Annotated in this window: 22 protein-coding genes; 5 read left to right on the forward strand and 17 right to left on the reverse strand. The window is 53.4% G+C overall.

Annotated features, from left to right (window positions below; translation table 11 throughout):
- Nucleotides 1-61: 61 nt before the first annotated feature.
- Nucleotides 62-1,015, reverse strand: coding sequence for a 23S rRNA pseudouridine(955/2504/2580) synthase RluC (gene rluC / locus GFB57_RS18615; protein WP_003036228.1), 954 nt, complete (start codon nucleotides 1,013-1,015; stop codon nucleotides 62-64).
- A 699-nt stretch (nucleotides 1,016-1,714) separates the two neighbouring features.
- Between rluC and rne the strand changes: the two genes are divergently transcribed.
- Nucleotides 1,715-4,978, forward strand: coding sequence for a ribonuclease E (rne, locus tag GFB57_RS18620; protein WP_003036226.1), 3,264 nt, complete (start codon nucleotides 1,715-1,717; stop codon nucleotides 4,976-4,978).
- Nucleotides 4,979-5,018: 40 nt separating this feature from the next.
- Here rne and GFB57_RS18625 read toward each other — a convergent pair whose 3' ends face one another.
- On the reverse strand, nucleotides 5,019-6,044 hold the full coding sequence (locus GFB57_RS18625) for a LysR family transcriptional regulator (protein WP_003036225.1): 1,026 nt from the start codon (nucleotides 6,042-6,044) through the stop codon (nucleotides 5,019-5,021).
- Between the two features lie 21 nt (nucleotides 6,045-6,065).
- On the opposite strand from GFB57_RS18625, the gene GFB57_RS18630 reads away from it, so the two are divergent.
- The gene (locus GFB57_RS18630) at nucleotides 6,066-7,265 is read left to right on the forward strand and encodes an MFS transporter (protein WP_008320332.1); all 1,200 of its coding nucleotides are present in this window, start codon (nucleotides 6,066-6,068) and stop codon (nucleotides 7,263-7,265) included.
- A gap of 77 nt (nucleotides 7,266-7,342) precedes the next feature.
- On the opposite strand, the gene flgL is transcribed toward GFB57_RS18630, so the two are convergent.
- The 11 genes from flgL to flgB all read right to left on the reverse strand — a co-directional run bounded on the left by flgL (nucleotide 7,343) and on the right by flgB (nucleotide 17,242).
- Nucleotides 7,343-8,296: a flagellar hook-associated protein FlgL gene (gene flgL, locus GFB57_RS18635; protein WP_003036218.1), complete on the reverse strand. Its 954-nt coding sequence runs from the start codon at nucleotides 8,294-8,296 to the stop codon at nucleotides 7,343-7,345.
- Nucleotides 8,297-8,310: 14 nt separating this feature from the next.
- The gene (gene flgK / locus GFB57_RS18640) at nucleotides 8,311-9,975 is read right to left on the reverse strand and encodes a flagellar hook-associated protein FlgK (protein WP_003036215.1); all 1,665 of its coding nucleotides are present in this window, start codon (nucleotides 9,973-9,975) and stop codon (nucleotides 8,311-8,313) included.
- Between the two features lie 64 nt (nucleotides 9,976-10,039).
- Nucleotides 10,040-10,990: a flagellar assembly peptidoglycan hydrolase FlgJ gene (flgJ, locus tag GFB57_RS18645; protein WP_003036212.1), complete on the reverse strand. Its 951-nt coding sequence runs from the start codon at nucleotides 10,988-10,990 to the stop codon at nucleotides 10,040-10,042.
- Nucleotides 10,990-12,066: a flagellar basal body P-ring protein FlgI gene (locus tag GFB57_RS18650; protein WP_057063917.1), complete on the reverse strand. Its 1,077-nt coding sequence runs from the start codon at nucleotides 12,064-12,066 to the stop codon at nucleotides 10,990-10,992. Before GFB57_RS18650 ends, flgJ begins: the two co-directional genes overlap by 1 nt.
- Before the next feature lie 33 nt (nucleotides 12,067-12,099).
- Nucleotides 12,100-12,798, reverse strand: a complete 699-nt coding sequence (gene flgH, locus GFB57_RS18655) for a flagellar basal body L-ring protein FlgH (protein ID WP_003036206.1) — start codon at nucleotides 12,796-12,798, stop codon at nucleotides 12,100-12,102.
- A gap of 57 nt (nucleotides 12,799-12,855) precedes the next feature.
- Nucleotides 12,856-13,638 (reverse strand): flagellar basal-body rod protein FlgG, encoded by a 783-nt coding sequence (flgG, locus tag GFB57_RS18660; RefSeq protein ID WP_003036202.1) that lies wholly within the window; start codon nucleotides 13,636-13,638, stop codon nucleotides 12,856-12,858.
- Nucleotides 13,639-13,651: 13 nt separating this feature from the next.
- Entirely contained in the window at nucleotides 13,652-14,407 is a 756-nt protein-coding gene (locus tag GFB57_RS18665; protein WP_003036200.1) for a flagellar basal body rod protein FlgF, read from the reverse strand.
- A 20-nt stretch (nucleotides 14,408-14,427) separates the two neighbouring features.
- Nucleotides 14,428-15,681, reverse strand: coding sequence for a flagellar hook protein FlgE (gene flgE / locus GFB57_RS18670; protein ID WP_003036197.1), 1,254 nt, complete (start codon nucleotides 15,679-15,681; stop codon nucleotides 14,428-14,430).
- A gap of 26 nt (nucleotides 15,682-15,707) precedes the next feature.
- Entirely contained in the window at nucleotides 15,708-16,406 is a 699-nt protein-coding gene (gene flgD / locus GFB57_RS18675; RefSeq protein ID WP_003036194.1) for a flagellar hook assembly protein FlgD, read from the reverse strand.
- A gap of 11 nt (nucleotides 16,407-16,417) precedes the next feature.
- Nucleotides 16,418-16,822, reverse strand: a complete 405-nt coding sequence (flgC, locus tag GFB57_RS18680; RefSeq protein WP_003036191.1) for a flagellar basal body rod protein FlgC — start codon at nucleotides 16,820-16,822, stop codon at nucleotides 16,418-16,420.
- 3 nt (nucleotides 16,823-16,825) lie between these two features.
- On the reverse strand, nucleotides 16,826-17,242 hold the full coding sequence (gene flgB / locus GFB57_RS18685) for a flagellar basal body rod protein FlgB (protein ID WP_003036189.1): 417 nt from the start codon (nucleotides 17,240-17,242) through the stop codon (nucleotides 16,826-16,828).
- Nucleotides 17,243-17,399: 157 nt separating this feature from the next.
- Here flgB and flgA point away from each other — a divergent pair, with 157 nt between their 5' ends.
- From flgA to flgN, 3 genes are all read left to right on the forward strand, one after another.
- The gene (flgA, locus tag GFB57_RS18690; RefSeq protein WP_003036186.1) at nucleotides 17,400-18,059 is read left to right on the forward strand and encodes a flagellar basal body P-ring formation chaperone FlgA; all 660 of its coding nucleotides are present in this window, start codon (nucleotides 17,400-17,402) and stop codon (nucleotides 18,057-18,059) included.
- A gap of 93 nt (nucleotides 18,060-18,152) precedes the next feature.
- Nucleotides 18,153-18,446: a flagellar biosynthesis anti-sigma factor FlgM gene (flgM, locus tag GFB57_RS18695; protein WP_003036183.1), complete on the forward strand. Its 294-nt coding sequence runs from the start codon at nucleotides 18,153-18,155 to the stop codon at nucleotides 18,444-18,446.
- A 3-nt stretch (nucleotides 18,447-18,449) separates the two neighbouring features.
- Complete coding sequence (gene flgN / locus GFB57_RS18700) at nucleotides 18,450-18,872, forward strand: flagella biosynthesis chaperone FlgN (protein ID WP_003036178.1); 423 nt, start codon at nucleotides 18,450-18,452, stop codon at nucleotides 18,870-18,872.
- An 85-nt stretch (nucleotides 18,873-18,957) separates the two neighbouring features.
- On the opposite strand, the gene murJ is transcribed toward flgN, so the two are convergent.
- From murJ to rimJ, 4 genes are all read right to left on the reverse strand, one after another.
- Nucleotides 18,958-20,493, reverse strand: coding sequence for a murein biosynthesis integral membrane protein MurJ (gene murJ, locus GFB57_RS18705; RefSeq protein ID WP_003036176.1), 1,536 nt, complete (start codon nucleotides 20,491-20,493; stop codon nucleotides 18,958-18,960).
- Nucleotides 20,494-20,715: 222 nt separating this feature from the next.
- A complete protein-coding gene (locus GFB57_RS18710; protein WP_003036174.1) occupies nucleotides 20,716-21,639 on the reverse strand; it encodes a Gfo/Idh/MocA family oxidoreductase in 924 nt (307 codons plus the stop codon).
- A gap of 1 nt (nucleotide 21,640) precedes the next feature.
- Nucleotides 21,641-22,288, reverse strand: a complete 648-nt coding sequence (locus GFB57_RS18715) for a YceH family protein (protein ID WP_003036171.1) — start codon at nucleotides 22,286-22,288, stop codon at nucleotides 21,641-21,643.
- A gap of 34 nt (nucleotides 22,289-22,322) precedes the next feature.
- Nucleotides 22,323-22,907: a ribosomal protein S5-alanine N-acetyltransferase gene (gene rimJ, locus GFB57_RS18720; RefSeq protein WP_003036169.1), complete on the reverse strand. Its 585-nt coding sequence runs from the start codon at nucleotides 22,905-22,907 to the stop codon at nucleotides 22,323-22,325.
- Nucleotides 22,908-23,027 lie beyond the last annotated feature (120 nt).

The raw sequence follows: 23,027 nt of genomic DNA on the forward strand, positions 1-23,027 counted from the left end.
CGATGCGTCTTATCAGGCCTACGGTCCATCACTCGATTGTAGGCCTGATAAGCAACGCGCATCAGGCTTTGCTGCGTAATACCTCGAGGCAGCGCTTCAACTGCTTATCCATTGGCGCTTCAATACGCATCACTTCCCCCGTTCCCGGATGAGTAAACTTCAACGCTGCGGCATGCAGGAAAAGTCGGTTCAACCCCGTATCCGCCAGTTGCTTATCGAACTCACGGTCACCGTAGCGATCGTCAAAAGCAATTGGATGACCGGCATACTGGGTATGCACACGGATCTGGTGCGTACGTCCGGTCACCGGGCTACAGCGCACAAGTGTGGCAAACGCATAGCGCTCTTCCACTTTAAAACGTGTTTCTGACGGTTTGCCTTCCTGATTCACCCGCACGATACGCTCACCGCTTTGCAGAATGTTCTTTAACAGCGGCGCCTGCACGGTTTTGACATGCGACTGCCATTGGCCTCGAACCAGCGCGAGGTAATCTTTCTGCATGCCTTTTTCACGCAGTTGTTCATGCAATGAACGCAAGGCTGAGCGTTTTTTGGCAACCAGCAGCACACCGGAGGTATCCCGGTCGAGGCGATGCACCAGCTCAAGGAAACGCGCTTCCGGACGCAACGCACGTAATCCTTCAATGACGCCAAAGCTTAACCCGCTTCCGCCATGCACGGCCGTACCTGAAGGTTTGTTAAGCACCAGAATGTGGTCATCTTCATATAAAATGACATCGGTCAGCGCCGCAACCTTCTGCAGGTTTGGCGAAATGGCCTCTTCTTCACGTTCAGCGACACGCACAGGTGGAATACGCACAATATCCCCATCTTCGAGTTTGTACTCGGGTTTAATGCGTTTTTTATTCACCCGCACTTCGCCTTTACGCAAAATGCGATAAATCATACTTTTCGGCACGCCCTTAAGCTGGGTGCGCAAAAAGTTGTCGATGCGTTGCCCTGCTTCGTCGGCAGTAATGGCAACTGTTTTTACGGCTGGAGTCTCTGTTTTCATGGGGGCCGATTTTAAATAGCCATCAAGATTCGCGCCACACATTTTTCTATGCTTATATTAACTGCTATACCTTATTACTTAAGTTTGACATAGCCGATTTGGTGGTTATTAAAGCAATCACTACGCGGAAGTGAAAAAACTGTGAGTAACCGGGTGATAAATGGCAAAAGTCATCTTGCTATAACAAGGTTAGCAGTGGAATAATGCGGTTGTTTCCGTGTTGAATCTTGTTAAAACAAGAACTTTTCCGGAATGACCCAATTTTGCCCGACCGATCATCAACGCAGCAATGGCGTAAGACGTATTGATCTTTCAGGCAGTTAGCGGGCTGCGGGTTGCAGTCCTTACCGGTAAGTGCTCTATGGATTTCACATTGTAGGAAGGCGGCAAGTCTGGATACCCCCAGGTTCTTACTCCTGTAAGTGACCAGGGTGAGAAGATAAAGCCAACGCACCGACAGCGTGAAAGACGACAAGCACAATGGAAGCTTCTCTGGAGAGTAACACCCAGACTGTTCCCCTGATAATTGCGCTGTGTTTCCGTATGAAATACAGGCAACCGACACTCTGCGCCTCTTTGAGCTGACGATAACCGTGAGGTTGGCGACGCGAATAGACACGAGGCCATCGGTTCACACCCGGAAAGGCATTACTCTGCCCGCAGCTTAGTCGTCAATGTAAGAATAATGAGTAAGTTACGATGAAAAGAATGTTAATTAACGCGACTCAGCAGGAAGAGTTGCGTGTCGCCCTTGTAGATGGGCAACGTCTGTACGATCTGGATATCGAAAGTCCTGGACACGAACAGAAAAAAGCCAACATCTATAAAGGCAAAATTACCCGTATTGAACCGAGTCTGGAAGCTGCTTTTGTTGATTACGGCGCTGAACGTCACGGTTTCCTCCCGTTAAAAGAAATTGCCCGCGAATACTTTCCCGCTAACTACAACTCCCATGGTCGCCCCAACATTAAAGACGTGTTGCGTGAAGGTCAGGAAGTCATCGTTCAGATCGATAAAGAAGAACGCGGCAACAAAGGCGCTGCGCTGACTACCTTTATCAGCCTGGCGGGTAGTTATCTGGTTCTGATGCCGAACAACCCGCGCGCGGGCGGCATCTCCCGTCGCATTGAAGGCGACGACCGTACCGAATTAAAAGAAGCGCTGGCAAGCCTGGAACTGCCTGATGGCATGGGGCTTATCGTGCGTACCGCAGGGGTAGGCAAATCCGCCGAAGCGCTGCAGTGGGACCTGAGCTTCCGCCTGAAGCACTGGGAAGCGATTCAAAAAGCCGCTGACAGCCGCCCTGCTCCGTTCCTGATCCATCAGGAAAGCAACGTAATCGTGCGTGCCTTCCGCGACTATCTGCGCCAGGACATCGGCGAAATCCTCATCGACAACCCAAAAGTCATGGAGATGGCGCGTCAGCACATCGCGGCGCTGGGTCGTCCGGATTTCAGCAGCAAAATCAAACTGTACACCGGCGAAATCCCGCTGTTCAGCCACTATCAGATCGAGTCTCAGATTGAGTCCGCGTTCCAACGCGAAGTGCGTCTGCCGTCCGGCGGCTCAATCGTTATCGACAGCACTGAAGCACTGACCGCTATCGATATCAACTCCGCACGCGCAACCCGCGGCGGCGACATCGAAGAAACAGCGTTCAACACCAACCTTGAAGCAGCCGATGAAATTGCACGTCAGCTGCGTCTGCGCGACCTCGGCGGTCTGATTGTAATCGACTTCATTGATATGACGCCGGTTCGTCACCAGCGCGCGGTTGAAAACCGTCTGCGCGAGGCCGTACGCCAGGACAGAGCGCGTATTCAGATCAGCCATATTTCTCGCTTCGGTCTGCTGGAAATGTCCCGTCAGCGTCTGAGCCCGTCACTGGGTGAATCCAGCCATCACGTGTGCCCGCGCTGCTCCGGTACTGGTACCGTACGTGATAACGAATCACTGTCGCTGTCTATTCTGCGTCTGATCGAAGAAGAAGCACTGAAAGAAAATACGCAGGAAGTACACGCTATTGTTCCTGTGCCGATCGCTTCCTACCTGCTCAACGAAAAGCGTACCGCGGTAAATGCAATCGAGACGCGTCAGAATGGCGTGCGCTGTGTGATCGTGCCAAACGATCAGATGGAAACCCCGCACTATTCTGTGCTGCGCGTACGTAAAGGGGAAGAAACGCCGACCCTGAGCTATCTACTGCCGAAACTGCATGAAGAGGCAATGGCATTGCCGACGGAAGAAGAGTACGTCGAGCGTAAACAGCCTGAGCAACCGGCGCTGGCCACCTTCGCCATGCCAGACGTTCCGCCAGCCCCTGCTCTGCAGGAACCTGCCGCGAAAGCCGCCGCGCCTAAAGCAGCGGCAGCGACCGCAGCCGTTGCCGCACAGCCCGGTTTGATTAGCCGTTTCTTTGGCGCACTGAAGTCCATCTTCGGTGGTAGCGAAGAAGTGAAACCGGTTGAACAGCCTGCACCGAAAGCTGAAGAGAAAACCGAACGCCAGCAGGATCGTCGTAAACCGCGTCAGAACAATCGTCGCGACCGTAACGATCGTCGTGATAACCGTGATAATCGCGGTGACCGTGACAACCGTAACGAACGTTCAGAAAACGGCGAAAACCGTGAAGATAACCGCCGTAACCGTCGTCAGTCACAGCAGCAAAATGCGGAAGCTCGCGATAACCGCCAGCAAACTACTGACGTTGCAGACAAAGCGAAATCTGGCGATGAGCAGCAGGCTCCGCGTCGCGAACGCAACCGCCGTCGTAACGATGACAAGCGTCAGGCTCAGCAGGAAGTTAAAGAGCTGAACCAGGCTGAACAACCTGTGCAGGATGCCGAGCAGGAAGAGCGCGTACGTCAGCCTCAGACTCGCCGTAAACAGCGTCAGTTGACTCAGAAAGTGCGTTTCACTGACAGCCCGGCGGTTGAAGCCGAAGTAGCAACTGCCGCAGTAGTTGCTGAAACCGCTGCCGCTCAGCCAACAGAACAGCCTGCACCAGCACAACGCACCGAACTGGCGAAAGTTGATCTGCCAGCCGTCGTTGCGACTGAGCAGGAAGACAACAGCGACGCGCGTGACTCCAATGGTATGCCGCGTCGTTCCCGTCGCTCCCCTCGCCATTTGCGCGTCAGTGGACAGCGTCGTCGTCGTTACCGTGACGAGCGTTATCCGGTTCAGTCACCAATGCCGTTAACTGTCGCCTGTGCATCTCCTGAATTAGCGTCCGGTAAAGTTTGGATCCGCTACCCTGTCGCACGTCCTCAGGATCAGCAGGTTGAAGAACAGCGCGAACAAGAAATGGTCCAGCAGCAAGTCGCACCTGTCGCCGTAGAGCCTCAGGTTGCTGCAGCTGCCGTGGAACATATTGTGGATGCCCCTGCGCCGGTTGAAGCCATGCAGCCAGAGATTGTCGTAGCTGAGCCTCAGGCCCCCGTTGTTGAAACCACACAGGTTGAAACCACGCATCCGGAAGTCATTGCGACCCCGGTCGAGGAACAACCACAAATTATCGCTGCATCTGATGCGCCCGTTGCAGAAAAAATCGCCGCTGAAGCCGAACCTGTGGCTGACGTTGTGACTGCGCCGGTTGTTGAAGAGCCTGCAGAGGTTGTTATTTCCCAGCCAGAAGTGGTTGAAGAGATTGCCGAAGTTGTGGAAACAGCGCCAGTTGTTGAAGAAGTTGCTGCACCGCAGGAAGTTGTTGCAGCGCCAATTGTAGAAGCGACTGTCGTTAAGCCTGAAGTTGTCGCAGCCAGTGTTGACGCTGAACACCTTCACAGCCATGCGACCGCACCGATGACCCGCGCCCCGGCACCAGAATATGTGCCAGAAGCGCCGCGTCATAGCGACTGGCAGCGTCCGGCATTCGCCTTTGAAGGCAAAGGTGCCGCAGGTGGACACAGCGCAACGCATCAAGCGACTGCGCCAGCAACACGTCCTCAGCCTGTCGAGTAAGCCATAATCAATATCAAAGCCGGCCTTCGGGTCGGCTTTTTTATATCTGATCTACACCTTTCATCCCCGTCAGCTGCGGCATAACCTCCTTCATTAAGGCCAGAAACTTGCGTAAGCGAGTCGGATAGTAACGCGCCCACGGATAAACCAAATGTACAGGCAACGGCGCTGCATGCCACTCAGGTAGCAACGCAACCAGACGTCCGTTGGCAATATCCTCCGCCACCATCCAACTTGAAACAATAGTCACTCCCAACCCCGCCAGCGCGGCATTCCCTGCGACATAAATACTGTCGGTACTTAATCTGGGTGAAATATTCAACGTGACTGGCTCATTACGCAATTGGTGCAACAACGAAACGCTATGTTGATAAAACGTATTCACGGCAATCCAGGGCAGTGCTGATAACTGCTCAGGATGAGAAAGCTCGCCGTATTGCTCCAGCAGCCCAGGGCTCGCCACCATACTACGGGGAACTTCAGCCAGTAAAACGGCAACCGTGGCCGGATCCACCTCGGCACCAACCCTGATAGCGCAATCAATATTATCGCTCAGAAAATCAACGGTTTTATCGTTGAGCATCCACTCTACTGCCACCTGGGGATAGCGCGAAAGAAACTGCAAAAGCGGCTCAAGCAGTTGTTGTTGCCCGAACGCATGCGGTGCACGGACTCGCAACGTCCCCACCGGTTCATCTTCCGTGACATTAAGTCCATCTTCCAGCGCCAGCCAGGCATCAATAATCTTCTTGGCATGCTGGTAGCCTCTTTCGCCGTCGTCGGTCAATTTCATCGCATGCGTGGTACGCATGATCAGTTTCACACCCAGCAGAGTTTCCAGGGATTGCAACCGTCGGCTTACGGTCGCTTGCGTTGTCCCCATCTGTTTTGCCGCTGCCGAAAGCGATCCTGCTTCGACAATACGCACAAACGTACGCATCAGCTCCACCCTGTCTATACGCTCATTTTTTATCATTTTCAGTTTCATCATACGTCTGACGTATAACTGTTTTACCACTGCGCTCGCTACCACGCCACTCGCTGAAGGATAAAAATAGCCGCACATCCTGTGATTGAGGAATCATTTGTGAACACATATATCGCACTTTCCCGTTGGGTCACTTTCGTTCTGGCAGTAGGTGCCGGATTCAGTGTCGCTGCTATCTACTATGCTCAACCCCTTCTGCCTTTAATGGGTCAGGATCTGAACTTAAGTATTACCGGCATGGGGTTGGTCCCGACGCTGACCCAAGCGGGATACGCGCTGGGTATTTTGTTTTTATTGCCATTGGGCGATCGTTATGACCGCAGGACATTAATCCTGTTGAAAAGTATCTCTCTTGCTGTGCTGCTTCTGGCATGCAGCTTTACCGGGCAGTTGCATTCACTGTTAATAGTGAGCCTGTTGATGGGCATGGCGGCAACCATGGCACAAGATATTGTGCCTGCGGCGGCAATACTGGCACCCGAAGGCAAACAGGGAAAAACGGTGGGCACCGTGATGACGGGCCTTCTGCTGGGAATTTTACTCTCACGTACCGTCAGTGGACTGGTCGGTGAGGCGTTTGGCTGGCGTGAGATGTACCAACTTGCTGCCGTCAGTATTGCCGTAATTACCGCGATTATGTGGAAAGCACTGCCTCGTTTTACGGTCCATTCCGCGTTGAGCTATCCATCATTAATGCTCTCGATGGTGCAACTTTGGCAACGATATTCCACCTTACGCCGCGCAGCACTGGCACAAGGCTTTCTGTCCATTGCTTTTAGCGCCTTCTGGTCTACGCTGGCGGTAATGTTATCTGAGCATTACCACTTGGGTAGCGCTATAGCGGGTGCTTTTGGTATCGCGGGAGCAGCCGGAGCGCTTGCTGCACCGATGGCGGGCCATCTTGCCGATAAAGTGGGTGCAGCAAAAGTGACGCAATTGGGTGCTTTGCTGGTAACGGTATCTTTCGCACTGATGTTTTTGTTACCCGCCCTGCCCGTTCAGGGGCAGTGGCTGCTTATCGCCCTTTCGGCGGTAGGTTTTGATCTCGGATTGCAATCCAGCCTGGTTGCCCACCAAAACCTGGTCTATAGCCTGGAGCCTCAGGCACGAGGACGATTGAACGCTCTGCTGTTTACGATGGTGTTTATCGGTATGGCGCTGGGTTCCGTTCTCGGGAGTCAGGTCTATGCGCTTGCCAACTGGGAAGGTGTGGTGACGCTGGCAACCTTCAGCAGTGCGATCGCGTTGGTCATAAGACTGACGGGGAACCTGTCGCTTAGTAAGGCGTCGGTTGCCTAAAAAAATGCCCGCTCCGGGGTGTTAAAGGAGCGGGCAGTCAAACATACCCAGTTTCAAGATATGTTCAAAAAGAGTTATTACCGATTAAGCTGGAACAACGACATTCCCTGCATATCGGTAAACGCTTTATAAGAAGCCTGAAGTGCGGCCTGCTGCATGACGTAGGACGAAATAGCCGCATTCCAGTCGACATCCACCAGGTTACTCATCTGTTGGGTTTGCCCTAATGCACGATCGGCGCCCAGTGAATCCAGCGAGCTTAATTCACTAAGTTGCGTACCTAATTCTGCACGAACGGAAAGCACGTTATTCAGTGAGTTTTTCAGACCTCGATTGGTTTTATCGATAGCTGCTGCGGCTTTGTCCTTTGCCACATCATTACCTGCAATAGGAATTTTTAGCTCTTTAATCGCGCTATCCAGCATTTTGAACAGGTTCTTTTCCTGAGTACCGCCACCTGGTTCCGGTACGGCGTTGCTGGTCAGGTTGGCGAAGATTTTATCGCCCGTATGGCCAATGACCATGGTACGGGAAGCATCAACCTGCTGGGTCACATTTGTGGCACCACCACTGTAGGAACCATCAGCCTGCGCAAACGGTGCGGATTCTGTTTTATATCCACCGAAAATATAGCGACCATTACCGTCGGTACTGTTTGCCAGGTTCATCAGTTGATCGCGGATCCCCTGCAGGTCGGTGGCCAGCGATGCACGGTCGTCATCGCTTAACGTTCCATTCCCGGCATAAACAATTTTTTCCTGCGCAGCCTGAATTGCCGTCGTCACCTGGCTCAGAACGTTCTCTTCCAGCGACACCTTTTGCGTCGCGAACGAGCGTGCCAGCGTATATTGGCTGTTCTGCGCCTGAGCCTGAGAAAGTACCACGGCCTGCGAGGCGGCAATCGGATCGTCTGATGGGTTGATCACGCGTTTACCCGTTGACATTTGCTCGCCGAACTTCATCCATTCAGCCTGAGAGTTAGTGATGCCACGCATATTCTGCTGGTACATCATCTGGGTGCTGATACGCATTGTGTCCCTCTCCCTTAGCGGATATTAATCAGTGCATCAAACAACGCATTCGCGGTCTGCAGCACTTGAGCGTTAGCCAGGTAATACTGCTGAAAACGCTGTAAATTACCGTACTCTTCGTCGAGGTTAACGCCGGAAATAGACTGCTGTTGGTTATAAAGCTGCTTGACCACATTATTTTGCGTGGTACTGCTAGTCTTCAGCGTCGCCGTTTTGTTGCCCACGTCGCTCACCAGTGTGGCGTAAGCGTCATTAAAGGTTTTTTTACCAACAGTTTCTTTGGTTTGCAGATCCAGCAGTTTCTGACCGTTACGGTTATCGCTTGCACCTGTATCCGCAGCAGGATCAGTGTTTTTCTCTGACGCCATGGCGATTTTCGACTCGTCGGTCACCTTGACTTTCATATCGACGATAACGTTTTCTACCGGTTTCAGAATAAAGCTGTCGTTATCATTAGCTCCGGTTGGATTAGCCTTAACCGTTACTTTCAGACCATCAATATCCAGTTTTCCGTCTGTACCAGGTTTAGCTTCAAACGTTGTGTTATCTGCCAGACGCGTCACCTGCCACTTACCGCCACTGAACACAATCTTATAGTCGGTAGCCTGTACTTTCGAACTGTCACCAACTTCTGCAGTTAATTCCGCTTTGCCAGTATTTTTAGCATTACTCAGTACAGACGGGCTGCCGATATCGAAGAAATTCTCACCCTTATCGCCGTTGGCATCAAAACCTTCTTTATGCTGGGCGTTAAATGCACTGGCAAATGCAAGCGCCAGTTGGCCTAGGGTATTACGCGTCTGATCCAGCTCCTGAGAACGGAAGGTGAGCAGTCCGCCCAGTGAACCGGTATTCAACAGTTTCTCAGGAATTTCAACAGCTCCGGCAACGCCATCAACGTAGGCCACCGTTGTACGATTAGGATCATCGCTGGAAGGCACTGCCGCCAGTTGACGTGCATTGCTGCCCTGCACCAGCGAATAGCCGTTGGCCATTGTCAGGTTGTAGGTGCCACCATCCTGAACGCTGACTTCAACACCGACAATCTGATTCAGTTCACTGACCAGCTGGTCGCGTTGGTCAAGCAGGTCGTTAGGAGATGCACCTGCGCCGACGCCTGTCATACGAGAAATCTGGTCGTTGAGGCTGGCAATTTGCTTCGAATAGTTGTTGATCTGATCGACGCTGGCTTTAATCGCGGTATTAACCTGCTTATCCTGATCGCGCAGATACTGATCGGTCGTTTTAAACTGATTTACCAATCCATCAGCTTTACCGATCAGCGCCTGGCGTGCCGCCGGATCTTCGGCGTTGCTGACCAGCGTTTGCAGGCTGGTAAAAAAGTCCTGCATTGAGGTCGAAATAGAACTGGTTTTGCTGGAGAGCAAATTGTCTATCTTTGACATTTGCTCATAACGCGTCGTCAGACCGCTGCTCTGGTTCTGCGCTGCTCGCAACTGGTTAGTGATAAAGGAGTCATATTCACGTTGTACACCAGAAACATAGACGCCATTGCCTACCCAGCCCCCCGCACCCAGCGTGCTGTTCGCTTGCGCCATAATTGTTGTTTGTCGGGTATATCCGGCAACGTTATAGCTGGAGATGTTATTACTGGCAGTATTCAACGCGGCCTGCGCTGCGCTGAGTCCACTCATCGCGTTATTAATCAAGCTGGACATGGAGGTTCCTTGTAATCCTTCAATACTCGTTATTATCGGCAGCAGGTCGGTAGACTTGAGCTATTTAAAAGAGATTATCGAGATTCGTGCTGTAGGTTTTACTCACCTTTTCGCTCATCGATTTCAACTGCTGGATCATGCTGGTTAATTTACGTGCATAGTTAGGGTCTGTGGCGTAACCCGCATTTTGCAATGCCTGCGCCCCCTGTTCGGCGGTCGCAGCAGCGGTCACCGCCGCATAGCGCGGGTTACGGGATATCAGACCGACATAATCCGACAACGCCTCAAGGTAAGAGCTATAGACGCGGAATCTGGCTTTCACCTTTTTCGCCTCACCGTTCTCATATTCAGTGGTCGTGATTTCAGTGGTTGGACCTTTCCAGCTTCCCGAAGCCTTCACACCAAAAATGTTGAAACTCGGTTCGCCATTCTCGCGACGAATTTGTCGCTGCCCCCATCCGGACTCCAGCGCCGCCTGCGCCAAAATCAGATGATGCGGGACCCCGCTCTGCTGACTGGCCAGCTTAGCCGGCAGTGACAGCTGGGCGAGGAAGTCTTTGCTGTCACCTGACAGCGGCTCATCATTGCTTTCTGTCGCCCGGGGGATGGCTTTGCGGACCAGTTGCGTCAGTGCCTGATTTTGATAGCTGGTCACCGTTTCCAGTGAAAACTTCATCGGCACCTGCGGCGCGTCACCCGCAGGTTGCGCTTGCCCTTCAGTCATCTGCTTGACCATCATTTCAGCCAGCCCCAGACCTTTGCCTGCGGTCATCTGCTGTGCAATTTGTTGGTCATACATGCTGGTATACAAGCGCGTTGAATCGCTGCTAAACATGCCATCTTTCGGCAGCGCTTCACGCATGCTTTTCAACATCATTTGCACGAACATCCCTTCAACCTGACGGGCGACCGGGCGGATATTCGCCGCCGGGTCCTGACCCGCTTTCGCTTTCAGTTCGTTCAGAGATTGCGCATCCCAGGCGGCACTGGTCAGCAGTTTGCTGTCACCAATCATTAGATGATTTCCAGTTTGGCGCGTAAGCAACCCGCGCTCTGCATCGATTGCAGAATGGACATCAGATCCATCGGCGTTGCCCCCAGTGCATTCAGCGCACGCACAACATTGTTCAGGTTGGCGCTGGAACGTACGCTTTGCAGCGAACCACCGCTTTGGCGCAGGTCAATCTGGGTTTGTGGCGTCACTACGGTTTGTCCACCGCCAAACGGTGTGTCCGGCTGGCTGACGTTCGCCTGGCGGTTCACCGTGATCGACAAGTTGCCTTGTGCCACGGCACAGCTATCCAGCGTTACTTCGCGGTTCATGACGACAGATCCGGTGCGTGAGTTGATAATCACTTTCGCATCCTGCGGCGTGACGTTCACCTCCATATTCTGGATATCAGCAAGGAAACGCACCTGCGAGCTGTTGCCGCTTGGCACGCGCACCTGAATAGTGCGGGCATCCAACGCCGTTGCGCTGCCAAAGCCACGCGAGCGGTTAATGGTGTCGGTAATCTGCTGCGCCATCGTGAAATCTTCATTATTCAGTTGCAGATTAATGGTGTTACCGCCGCCGAACTGGCTGGGTAATTCACGTTCGATGGTCGCGCCGTTGGTAATGCGTCCGCCATTGAGCTGGTTTACCTGCACGCTGCTGCCACCCGCAGCCGCGCCCGCACCGCCAACCAGAATATTCCCTTGCGCCAACGCATATACCTGGCTATCGACCCCTTTCAGCGGGGTCATCAGCAGCGTTCCGCCGCGCAGACTTTTAGCATTACCCATGGAAGAGACCACAACGTCAATAGTTTGCCCCTGACGACCAAAGGCCGGGAACTGCGCGGTGACCATTACCGCTGCCACGTTTTTCAACTGCATATTGGTGCCGGTGGGCACGGTGATCCCCAACTGCGACAGCATGTTGTTGAGCGTTTGCGTGGTAAACGGCGTCTGGGTGGTCTGGTCACCTGTACCATCCAGACCCACCACCAACCCATAACCAATCAGCGAGTTTTCCCGCACGCCCTGCACGCTGGTCAGGTCACGAATACGGTCGGCATGCGCGAAGGCGGTTACCAGCACCAGTGCCATTCCAACAAAAAATTTAAACACGGGGTACCTCGCTTACATCGGCGACAAATTAAGGAAGAAACGCTGCAACCAGCCCATATTTTGCGCTTCATTGATGTAGCCGTTGCCGACGTACTCAATACGCGCGTCCGCAACCTGGGTTGACGGTACGGAGTTGCTGCCACTGATGGTGCGCGGGTTAACGACCCCGGAGAAGCGAATGAATTCAGTGCCCTGATTTATGGCGATCTGTTTTTCACCCACGACATGTAAGTTGCCATTCACCAGTACCTGATCGACCGTTACGGTCAGCGTACCGCTGAAGGTATTTCTGGCGTTCGCGCCGCCTTTACCGTTAAAGGAGTTACCGCCTGAGGCTTCTACGTCGGCACGTTCGTTACCGAACAGACCTTGCAGATAGCGCGGTACGGTATCAAAGCCAAAGTTTGTCTTGCCGTCGCGACTGGCATTCGCCGAAGAGCTTTTGCTCGCGCTGACGTTTTCCTGCAATACGATGGTCAGCGTATCGCCAATATTGCGTGGACGACGGTCTTCAAAGAGTGGCTGATAACCATAGTTAATCGGTTGTGCCGACTGGAAGATTGAGCCATTCGCCACCGGCGTTGGACCTGGAACGGGCTGGGCAGTCGTCGCGCCCTGCACGAGGGGCGTGGCCGGGATCCAGGCACATCCTGTTAGTGAAACCACCAGCAGGGCTAAAATAGGGTATGGGTGAAGCGCGTGTTTTCGCATTGCGGTCATCTTCAAAATCAGTGTGCCGGTGAGGTTTTCACCCCACCGGACTCCACTTTAGAGTTGCGTCAGTTTTTGCAGCATCTGATCGGTGGTCGATACCGCTTTACTGTTGATTTCGTAAGCGCGCTGAACCTGGATCATGTTTACCAGCTCTTCCGCCACGTTGACGTTAGAGGTTTCAACATAGCCCTGATACAGCAGACCCGCGCCGTTCAGCCCCGGCGTGCTCTCGTTCGGCGCACCGGATGACTGCGTTTCGGTGTACAGATTCTCACCAATGCTTTCCAGACCGGTATCGTTCATAAAGGTTGTCAGGTTAAGCTGCCCAACCTGAACAGGCGCCGCCTGTCCCTGTTGGGTCACACTGACAATACCGTCGCGTCCAATGGTGATACTGAGCGAGTTAGCCGGAATAGTGATGGCAGGCTGAACCTGAAAACCACCCGCAGTCACCAACTGACCGTTCTGATCCACCTGGAAAGAACCGTCGCGGGTATAAGCGGACGTACCATCGGGCAACATGACCTGGAAAAAGCCCTGGCCTTTAATCGCCACATCTTTACTGTTGTTGGTCTGCGACAGGTTACCCTGGCTGTGTAAACGCTCGGTTGCAACCGGACGTACACCAGTACCAATCTGCAAACCAGACGGCAGCGTGGTTTGTTCAGAAGACTGTGCGCCAGGCTGACGAATCGTCTGGTACAACAGATCTTCGAACACGGCGCGCTGGCGCTTAAATCCGTTGGTGCTGACGTTTGCCAGGTTGTTGGCAATCACATCCATGTTGGTTTGCTGCGCATCCAGGCCGGTTTTGGCGATCCATAATGAACTGATCATAAAATGTCCTGTATTAACTCATCGACAGCAGTTGGTTGGCGCGGCCCGCGTTATCATCCACGCTACTGATAATTTTCATCTGCATTTCAAAGCGGCGGGCGTTGGCGATCATGTCGCTCATCGCAGCAACCGGTTTAACGTTACTGCCTTCCAGCACGCCCGACATCACACGGATGCTGGGGTCGGCCTGTAACGTCGCACCACGGGTAGCCTGCGCGGCCTGGGTCAGACGGAACATACCGTCATCGCCACGTTGCACTTCGATCCCTGTTGCCTTCACCAGCTTCAACCGCCCCACTGGCGCGACCGTATTAGCCGGATCGCCAGGGTTAAGTGCAGAAATTGTCCCGTCCGCCGCAATGGTGACTTCTGAACCTTCTGGTACGGCTATCGGTCCGGCTTCGCCAATTACCGGGTGTCCCTGAATAGTCAGTTCACCCGTTGGGCTTACCTGAATAGCGCCGTTACGGGTATATCCTTCGCTACCATCTGCGGTCTGCACAGCCAACCAGCCATCCTGTTGCAGCGCCACATCCAGCGGGCGGGAGGTATAGTCCATCTGACCCGGCGTCATATCGGCCCCCGGCGTGGAGGCCACGACCAGCGTACGTGTCGGTAAAGACAATCCTTCTACAGGAACCGCGCGCAGTGCATTGAGCTGCGCACGAAACCCTGGCGTGGAGGCGTTTGCCAGGTTGCTGGCCGTCACCGCCTGTTGATTCAGCGTCTGACTGGCCGCGCCCATGGCGGTATAAATTGCGTGATCCATTAAGCCATCCCGTCAGGCGCTTAGCGCAGGTTGACCAGCGTGTTGAGGATCTGATCCTGGGTTTTGATAGTCTGCGCGTTCGACTGATAGTTACGCTGGGCGACAATCATATTCACCAGTTCTTTACTCAAATCCACGTTTGACGCTTCCAGCGCACCGTTGGTCAGTTTGCCAAAGTTACCTTCGCCTGCGGTACCCAGCAGCGCCACGCCGGAAGCCTGAGTCGCCGCCCAGACGTTATCGCCCTGAGACGCCAGACCTTCGTTATTGGCAAAGTTTGCCAGCACGATCTGCCCCAGAACCTGTTGCTGTTCGTTGGAGTAGTTACCGACCACCGTACCGTCATTGTTAATCTGGTAGCTCACCAGATCGCCCGGCTTGTAGCCGTTCTGATTCGTGGCAACGATGTTGTTGGCACCGGTGTTCTGCTGCATGGAGTTCAGGAAGCTCAGGGAGAAGTTCGCCGGAACTGCGCCATTGATCGGACCGGTTGTAATTTTGATATCCTTTGGCCAGACGGCTGGAGCCGTCGGTGGTAACTCGGCTGCCGTGGCACTAATACCTAAAAACAAACCATTATTATCAAAACGCATAAACCCTGCCGATTTCTCAGCATCCCCAGTAGAAGCATCTTGAGTGAAAACTTCCCAAGTGTTGCTCTGCGCATTTTTGACATAAAAAATGTTCATGTCATGAGCGTTACCCTGGCTATCGAAAACGGTAACACTGCCTTTTTTGTTGTAGGAATCGGCATCGCTTGGGTTAAACGGGGTTTTGGTAGGGACCTTGTCAGTGGAGTTCAGGTTGACCTGCATTGACGCAGTGGTGGTTGATTTAGCCGCCATCAGCGTATTCGGGATAGTGATCGGTGCCGGGTTTGCACCCTGCTGAACTGTCGGTGGGGTACCGGTAGCCGGATAGCCCGTCAACTGCAGCCCCTGCATGTTAACGATATTGCGATTTTCATCGAGCTTGAACTGACCGTTACGGCTGTAGAAAACGGAACCGTTGCTGTCTACCATACGGAAAAAACCGTTCTGGCTGATAGCAACATCCAGACCACGTCCGGTGTTGGTGGTAGTACCGTCGGTAAAGTCCTGAGTAATACCCGCAACTTTAACGCCCAAACCGACTTTCGAACCGGCAAACATATCGGCAAAAGATGCCGTACCGGATTTAAAACCGTAGGTGGCGGAGTTGGCGATGTTGTTACCAATGACATCGAGGTTGGTCGCTGCAGCGTTCAGACCGCTGACCGCTTGAGAAAAGGCCATGACTTACTCCTGATAAGTGTGAAGGCTTAAATTATCTGCCGTACTTCGTCGAGGGTGGTGGTTCCATAGGTGCCCAGATCCAGCGTATTACCGCCGTTACTGCGAATAACGCCCTGCACCAGCGCAAACTGAAGCGGCTGTGCCACCAGTTGCGTTCCGCCATTGCTGGCAGCAATTGACACGTTGTAAGAACCGCTTGGTGCATCCGTGCCATCGGTCATGGTGCCGTCCCAGGTAAAGGTATGAACGCCCGCTTTCAATCCGCCAATGTCAATGGTGCGTACCACTTTGCCGTCTTTATCGGTAATGGTTGCGGTAACCTTATCTGCCGGTTGCTGCAGCTCAACGCCAAATGGTGTTGTCGTGGTTTTGGCACCCTCTTCCGCCCCTTTACCGGTCAGGATGGTGGTACCCGGGATCATGACCCCGTGGCCAATCAGCGTACTGGCCTGCAGCGACTGACTGTTGTCGATCTGCCCGGAGATCGACCCTAACGTGGTGTTCAGTTTCTCAATCCCGCTCACGGTACTGATTTGCGCCAACTGGGTAGTCAGTTCGTTGTTTTGCAGCGGATTAGTTGGGTCCTGGTTTTTCAGTTGTGCGACCAGCAGCGTCAGAAAACTGCTTTGCAGGTCAGCGGCATTGCTGCCCGTCAGGGAGCTATTCCCGGTGGCAGCTTTAACGCCTGCATTGCTCGGGTCATTCATGGTTACAGCAATAGACATATGCGCCTCCTTTACTGGCCTAACGTAAGCGTTTTGAGCATCAAGCTTTTCACGGTGTTGAGCACTTCGACGTTTGCCTGGTAGCTACGCGAGGCTGACATGGTGTTGACCATCTCGCCAACGACGTCCACATTCGGCATTTTTACGTAGCCATTCGCATCGGCCAGCGGATTACCGGGTTCATAAACCAGCTTATCCGGTGCCTGACTTTCAATGACGTCAGCAACTTTTACGCCACCGGTTGCTGCACCTGGCGCAGCATCTACCTGAAAAACAACCTGTTTCGCGCGATACGGCTGACCGTCGGGTCCGCTGACGCTATCCGCATTCGCCATGTTACTGGCCGCGACGTTCAGGCGTTTAGACTGAGCCGTCAGCGCAGAACCTGCGATATCAAAAATATTTAACAGCGCCACGAATTAGTTCCCTCCTTGCAGCACGTTCATCATGCCTTTGATTTGTCCACCCAGCGCGGTCAGCCCCATTTGATACTTGAGGCTGTTGTCTGCAAATTGCGTGCGCTCCCGGTCCATATCCACCGTGTTGCCATCAAGAGATGGCTGGTCAGGAATACGGTAGAGCAGCTCCGTAGACGGCGCAGAAACGGTCTGGGCCGGAATGTGTTGTGCAGAGGTCAGCGTCAACGAAACGCCGCCGGTTTCTTCCCGTCCTCGCACCATGACTTTTTTTAATTCACTGGCGAAATCCAGGTCGCGCGCCTGGTACCCCGGCGTGTCGGCATTGGCAATGTTGGCCGCCAATATTTCCTGGCGTTGGGCGCGCAAATTCAGCGCTTCCTGTTGAAAACGTAAGGCGGCGTCGAGCTTATCGAGCATATCTCCTCCGCAAATGACAAAATTCAGCCGACAGCTTAAATCCCATTACGCGCGCGTTATCGCCGGAATAAACGCAAAATGCGTCGCTATTTGTTGCGTTGATGACTGCGTCACACAGGTAAAATCCTGCCACTACCTGAAAAAGCGCGAGGTTTTGATGCAAACGTTTAAACGTGGAATAGTCGTGGCAGCACTGCTGTTCAGCCCTATGACGCTGGCGCAAGACCTGAATTCGCAGCTAACGGCATGGTTTTCCCAGCGCCTGGCCGGATTTAGCGATGAGGTGGTGGTCACTATCCGAACGTCACCAAACTTATTGCCGAGCTGTGAGCAACCGGCATTAAGCGTGTCAGGTAGCGCGAAACTGTGGGGTAATGTGAATGTGCTGGCTCGCTGCGCCAACGAAAAACGTTATCTGCAGGTGAACGTGCAGGCGACGGGAAACTACGTAGTAGCCGCCGCGCCTGTAGCACGAGGTAGCACCCTGACCCCAGCCAGCGTAACGCTGAAACGTGGTCGGCTGGACCAACTACCGCCGCGCGCGGTGCTGGATATGAGTCAGGTGCAGGATGCTGTGAGCCTGCGCGATCTGGTCCCGGGCCAACCGATACAGCTTTCGATGTTGCGCCAGGCATGGCGGATCAAGGCCGGTCAGCGCGTGCTGGTTATTGCCAACGGAGATGGCTTTCGGGTTAATGCCGAAGGTAAAGCGCTGAACAACGCCGCTGTCGCACAGAATGCGCGAGTGCGGATGATTTCAGGCCAGGTGGTGAGCGGCGTCGTCGATTCTGATGGGAATATTCTTATTAACCTATAATAGGTTAAAGATTTTTTAGCGTGTGCCGATAGATAAACAACCAATGATTACAGCGGGCCGCTATAGCGTAACCCCTCGATGAGGAAAAATAAAATGAGCATTGATCGTACCTCACCATTGAAGCCAGTAAGCACCGTTCAGCCGCGTGAAACCAGCGATGCGCCGGTACAAAAAGCGCAGAAGGAAAAAACCACCGCGACCACCAGCACCAGCGTCATGCTGAGCGACGCCCAGGCCAAACTGATGCAGCCCGGCACCAATGACATCAATATGGAACGCGTGGAAGCACTGAAAACCGCAATCCGTAACGGTGAATTGAAAATGGATACCGGAAAAATTGCCGACTCGCTGATTCGCGAGGCGCAGAGCTACCTACAGAGTAAATAAAGTATGACTCGTTTGTCAGAAATACTTGACCAGATGACGACTGTCCTCAATGACCTGAAAACGGTAATGGATGCTGAACAGCAGCAGCTTTCCGCAGGGCATATCAATGGCAGCCAGCTACAGCGTATTACAGAAGAAAAAAGCTCGCTGCTGGCAACCCTTGATTATCTTGAGCAACAGCGCCGCCTGGAGCATGACGCCACGCGCAGCGCCAATGATGAGATTGCTGAACGCTGGCAGACTATCACCAAGAAAACGCAGCACTTACGCGACCTCAACCAGCACAATGGTTGGCTGCTGGAAGGGCAGATCGAGCGTAATCAACAAGCAATACAAGTGCTGAAACCGCACCAGGAACCGGCGTTGTATGGCGCAAACGGTCAAACTTCAGCTGCGCACCGCGGCGGGAAAAAATTCTCTATCTGATGCAAGCCTGATAACGTTTTGCTTATCAGGCCTACACTTTTTGTAGGCCGGATACGGCGTTATGCCGCCATCCGGCATTGATTCTTTATGCCGTCCGGCGCACAAACTCTTTTACTTTAAAGCCCAGTACAGCGAGTGCTGCGAAGTAAGCAGCAATACCTGCCACCACGACCGCCATCAGACGCAGTAGGCGCCACAACATCGTTCCCTGTGACCAATCTGGCATGATGTAGAGCATCCCAACCAGCACCGCCGACATCACCAACACGGAAATCACTAGTCGCGCCAGGAACCAGGTCCAGCCCGGTTGCGGGGTGAAGATTTTCTGCTTACGCAACTGCCAGTACAGCAGTGAAGCGTTCAGACACGCCGCCAGACCAATCGACAGCGACAGCCCGGCATGCTTTAACGGCCCGATAAAGGCCAGGTTCATCACCTGGGTCATAATCAGCGTCACAATGGCAATCTTCACTGGCGTTTTTATATCCTGGCGCGAGTAAAAGCCCGGAGCCAACACTTTCACCACGATCAAGCCAATCAAACCTACCGAATACGCCACCAGCGCACGCTGGGTCATCGCAGCATCAAAGGCAGTAAATTTACCGTACTGGAACAGAGACACCGTCAGCGGTTTGGCCAGAATACCCAACGCTACGGCACTCGGTAATGCCAACAGGAAACACAAGCGCAGGCCCCAGTCCATCAGGCGACAATACTCATCATGATTACCGCTGGAAAAGCTTTTTGACAGCGATGGCAGCAGGATAGTCCCCAGCGCTACGCCAAGCACACCGGACGGAAACTCCATCAGACGGTCGGCATAGTACATCCACGAAACTGAGCCAGAGGCCAGAAACGAGGCGAAAATCGTATTGATGATCAGTGAAATCTGGCTGACTGATACCCCAAGGATCGCCGGGCCCATCTGCTTGACGACGCGCATCGCCCCCGCATCGCGGAAGTTCACACGCGGCAGTACCAGCATGCCAATTTTCTTCAGATGCGGAAGCTGATAAATCAGCTGTAGCACGCCACCCACGGTAACGGCCCACGCCAGCGCCAGCACTGGCGGATGAAAATAAGGGGCCGCAAACAGCGCGAAACCGATCATGCTGATATTCAGAAAAGTCGGGGCAAACGCAGGAATAGAAAAGCGGTTCCAGGTGTTAAGGATCGCACCAACCAGTGAGGCCAGTGAAATCAGTAGAATATAGGGAAAAGTGATCCGCAGCAGTTGAGTGGTCAGCGCAAATTTATCCGCTGTGTCGGCAAACCCCGGCGCGGTAACTAAAATCACCCATGGCGCAGCCAACATCCCGGCTACCGTCACCACAGCCAGCGCCAGCGTCAACAGTCCGGAAACGTAGGCAACAAACACGCGGGTAGCATCTTCCCCCTGCTTGCTTTTGTACTCAGCAAGAATCGGCACAAACGCCTGCGAAAATGCGCCTTCGGCAAAAATTCGGCGTAGCAGGTTAGGAAGTTTGAATGCCACAAAAAAGGCATCTGTCGCCATCCCTGCACCAAAGATTCTGGCGACAATCGCATCACGCGCAAAACCCAGCACTCGTGAAAACATCGTCATCGAGCTGACGGCTGCCAGCGACTTTAATAAATTCATCTATGTTGTATTCCAGACTCTGAGGCAAAACCCCGACAAACCTGCCCGTAGGTCGGATAAGGCATTCTCGCCGCCATCCGACACTTTTGCTGCGCCTGATGGCGACACCGTAGCGCCTTATCAGGCCGACAAATCAGCCTATGGTTGAAAAGAGGTGTTATTTTGAGTGGGCATATAGTACCTGGATTACAATGAATTACTACCGCCAGATGTTACAGGGGGTTATTCAGCCATCGCCTCCCGCCACAGCTTTTCAACAACACGCTGGGCCAGTAGCGCCTGCTCGCCTGCCGTCTGGGGAACCGTCTGATTTTGCACGCACTCAATGAAATGACGCGCACATCCGGCAAAACCACGCTGTTCTAAGGTCGTTTGCCAGCCCGCTATCGGCTTATGAACAACACCTTGCCCACGCTCTTCCCGCCATTCCCGCATATCAGTTACGTCAATCAGGCCACCGTCCGTCACCGCCTGCACGCTCTCACGCTGGCTACCGGCACGGCGATGCATACTGGTCGTTATCTGCATTTGACCGGTAGAAAAATGGTGCTCGGCGTAAAGCATCGCACCAGATTCATTGGTCAGCAGCGTGCCGTTATTTAACTGCGCCTGCCCTCCCGCCAGCCACAATGCGGTATCGACTACGTGCAGATAGTCGTCCAGCAAAGTGAAACGCAGATCGTGCGGCCCAACGCTATCCGTACGGTGCTTATCCATACGTACAGACGCTGCGGTGCTCAACTGGGTTTTGAGATCCTGGTACAGCGGTGCAAACCGGCGGTTAAACCCGACCATCAGCGTGAGTTTTTTCCGCGCGGCCAGCTCCACCAGTTGCTCAGCCTCACGCAGGTTTTCCGCCAGCGGCTTATCCACACACACGTGAACGCCGGCATTCAGCAATTCACTGACGACCGCATAGTGAGTCGCGGTGCTGGAATGGACGAAAACCGCGTCGCAGGTTTGCGCCAGATTCACCAGTGAATCCACGTAGGGTATCCGCCAGGTATCACAGATACGCAGTGCTTTATCGCGCGAAGGTGAAAAGGCGCCTTGCAGCGTCCAGTCCGCGGAGGTGCCCAGCACGGGTAGCCAGGCCTTTTGTGCAATACCGCCAAGACCGACTACGCCGATACGTAATTTATTCACGTTAGTCTCCCAAATGCGCCAGCAATGAATCAAGTCGCTGCTTAAGTTCTGCGACTTCCGTTTCCAGCACTTCCACGCGTGCCTGCAGATCACCGGAGGCTGCAGGGAGTTGATCTGCTGCGGCAACGGCTTCATCAACCTCACCGCAAAACAGGTGCATATAGCGACTTTCACGTTTGCCCGGCTCGCGCGCCAGGCGGATCACATAAGGCCCATCTTCCCGGGTTGCCAGATTTTCCAGTGTCGATTCCACTTCGGCCATATCGCTGAATTCGTACATACGGGATGCGCGACTACGCAATTCACCAGGCGTCTGAGCGCCCCTCAGCAGCAGTGTAGTGATTACGGCCACCTCTGCGGCACTAAGCTTCAGATTGCCAAATTCAGAGTTGCAGAAACGCTGCTCATATTTCGTGACGCGATTGCCAAAGCCGCTCACCGTGCGCAGAAAATGTCGCTTAACCAGGTTATCCAACTGCTCCTGCACGTCCGATTCCGACAGGTTCATCACCGGTTCACGATTCGTTTTTTGATTGCAGGCTGTTACGACTCCATTAACGGAGAGTGGGTACTGTTCCGGCGTTGTCACTTGTTTTTCTAATAAACAGCCAATCACTCGTGCTTCGGTGGCGGTTAATTCGTATTTCATCGTCTTCTCCATTACTCATGGCTGCATCTGAAACTTAGCGGCCGGGGGTCCATTCTGATGTGGTCAACGCCGTCAGCACGTGATCGCGCCACTGCCCGTCAATCAGCAGGTAGTCTTTGGCATACCCTTCTTTTTCAAAACCCAGTCGCGCCAACAGGTCACCGCTGCGCTTATTATGTGGCATGTAGTTAGCCATAATGCGGTGAATACGCTGAGTGCGCTGCATATAACGGATGGCCGAAGTTAAGGCTTCATACATTAGCCCCTGCCCCTGCCATTTCTGCGCAATGGAGTAGCCGAGATAACAGGCATGGAAGGATCCCCGCACCACGTTTGAGAAGTTCGCAACGCCGATAATCTCTTTTTCGTCCGGATCGAGCAGCGCAAAATAATAGGCAGTGCCCTGTTTATGAAACTCAGAGATCATGCCGAGACGCGCCTGCCAGCCGGACGGATAGCAGTGGCTTTCATCGCGAATAGGTTCCCAGGGTTTTAAGAAATGACGATTTTCTGCGTAATAATCTGCCAGACGCCAGGCATCACGCTCATGCACTAAACGCACGACCAGGCGGTCCGTGGTTAAGCGCACTTTTGGCACGTTACTGCGATAGCCAAACATTCTATACCTACTCCTTCCCGTAACGTCTTCAATACGCTATTCGCATTACTATACCTGTGCGAATACACCCTGTGAAAAGAGCAAAATGCCATTTTTTGAATTATTCACACATTTTGATGA

It is taken from the genome of Citrobacter sp. S39 (assembly GCF_009495675.1).
Lineage (GTDB): Bacteria > Pseudomonadota > Gammaproteobacteria > Enterobacterales > Enterobacteriaceae > Citrobacter > Citrobacter freundii.

Coding starts and splice junctions, on each gene's coding strand:
- flgM (WP_003036183.1), top strand. CDS start 18,153: ATGAGCATTGATCGTACCTCACCATTGAAGCCAGTAAGCACCGTTCAG.
- flgL (WP_003036218.1), bottom strand. CDS start 8,296: ATGCGTATCAGCACCCAGATGATGTACCAGCAGAATATGCGTGGCATC.
- flgB (WP_003036189.1), bottom strand. CDS start 17,242: ATGCTCGATAAGCTCGACGCCGCCTTACGTTTTCAACAGGAAGCGCTG.
- flgK (WP_003036215.1), bottom strand. CDS start 9,975: ATGTCCAGCTTGATTAATAACGCGATGAGTGGACTCAGCGCAGCGCAG.
- rluC (WP_003036228.1), bottom strand. CDS start 1,015: ATGAAAACAGAGACTCCAGCCGTAAAAACAGTTGCCATTACTGCCGAC.
- flgE (WP_003036197.1), bottom strand. CDS start 15,681: ATGGCCTTTTCTCAAGCGGTCAGCGGTCTGAACGCTGCAGCGACCAAC.
- flgJ (WP_003036212.1), bottom strand. CDS start 10,990: ATGATTGGTGACAGCAAACTGCTGACCAGTGCCGCCTGGGATGCGCAA.
- GFB57_RS18650 (WP_057063917.1), bottom strand. CDS start 12,066: ATGGCACTGGTGCTGGTAACCGCCTTCGCGCATGCCGACCGTATTCGT.
- murJ (WP_003036176.1), bottom strand. CDS start 20,493: ATGAATTTATTAAAGTCGCTGGCAGCCGTCAGCTCGATGACGATGTTT.
- flgH (WP_003036206.1), bottom strand. CDS start 12,798: ATGCGAAAACACGCGCTTCACCCATACCCTATTTTAGCCCTGCTGGTG.
- GFB57_RS18625 (WP_003036225.1), bottom strand. CDS start 6,044: ATGTGCGGCTATTTTTATCCTTCAGCGAGTGGCGTGGTAGCGAGCGCA.
- GFB57_RS18715 (WP_003036171.1), bottom strand. CDS start 22,288: ATGAAATACGAATTAACCGCCACCGAAGCACGAGTGATTGGCTGTTTA.
- flgN (WP_003036178.1), top strand. CDS start 18,450: ATGACTCGTTTGTCAGAAATACTTGACCAGATGACGACTGTCCTCAAT.
- rimJ (WP_003036169.1), bottom strand. CDS start 22,907: ATGTTTGGCTATCGCAGTAACGTGCCAAAAGTGCGCTTAACCACGGAC.
- GFB57_RS18665 (WP_003036200.1), bottom strand. CDS start 14,407: ATGGATCACGCAATTTATACCGCCATGGGCGCGGCCAGTCAGACGCTG.
- flgG (WP_003036202.1), bottom strand. CDS start 13,638: ATGATCAGTTCATTATGGATCGCCAAAACCGGCCTGGATGCGCAGCAA.
- flgA (WP_003036186.1), top strand. CDS start 17,400: ATGCAAACGTTTAAACGTGGAATAGTCGTGGCAGCACTGCTGTTCAGC.
- rne (WP_003036226.1), top strand. CDS start 1,715: ATGAAAAGAATGTTAATTAACGCGACTCAGCAGGAAGAGTTGCGTGTC.
- flgD (WP_003036194.1), bottom strand. CDS start 16,406: ATGTCTATTGCTGTAACCATGAATGACCCGAGCAATGCAGGCGTTAAA.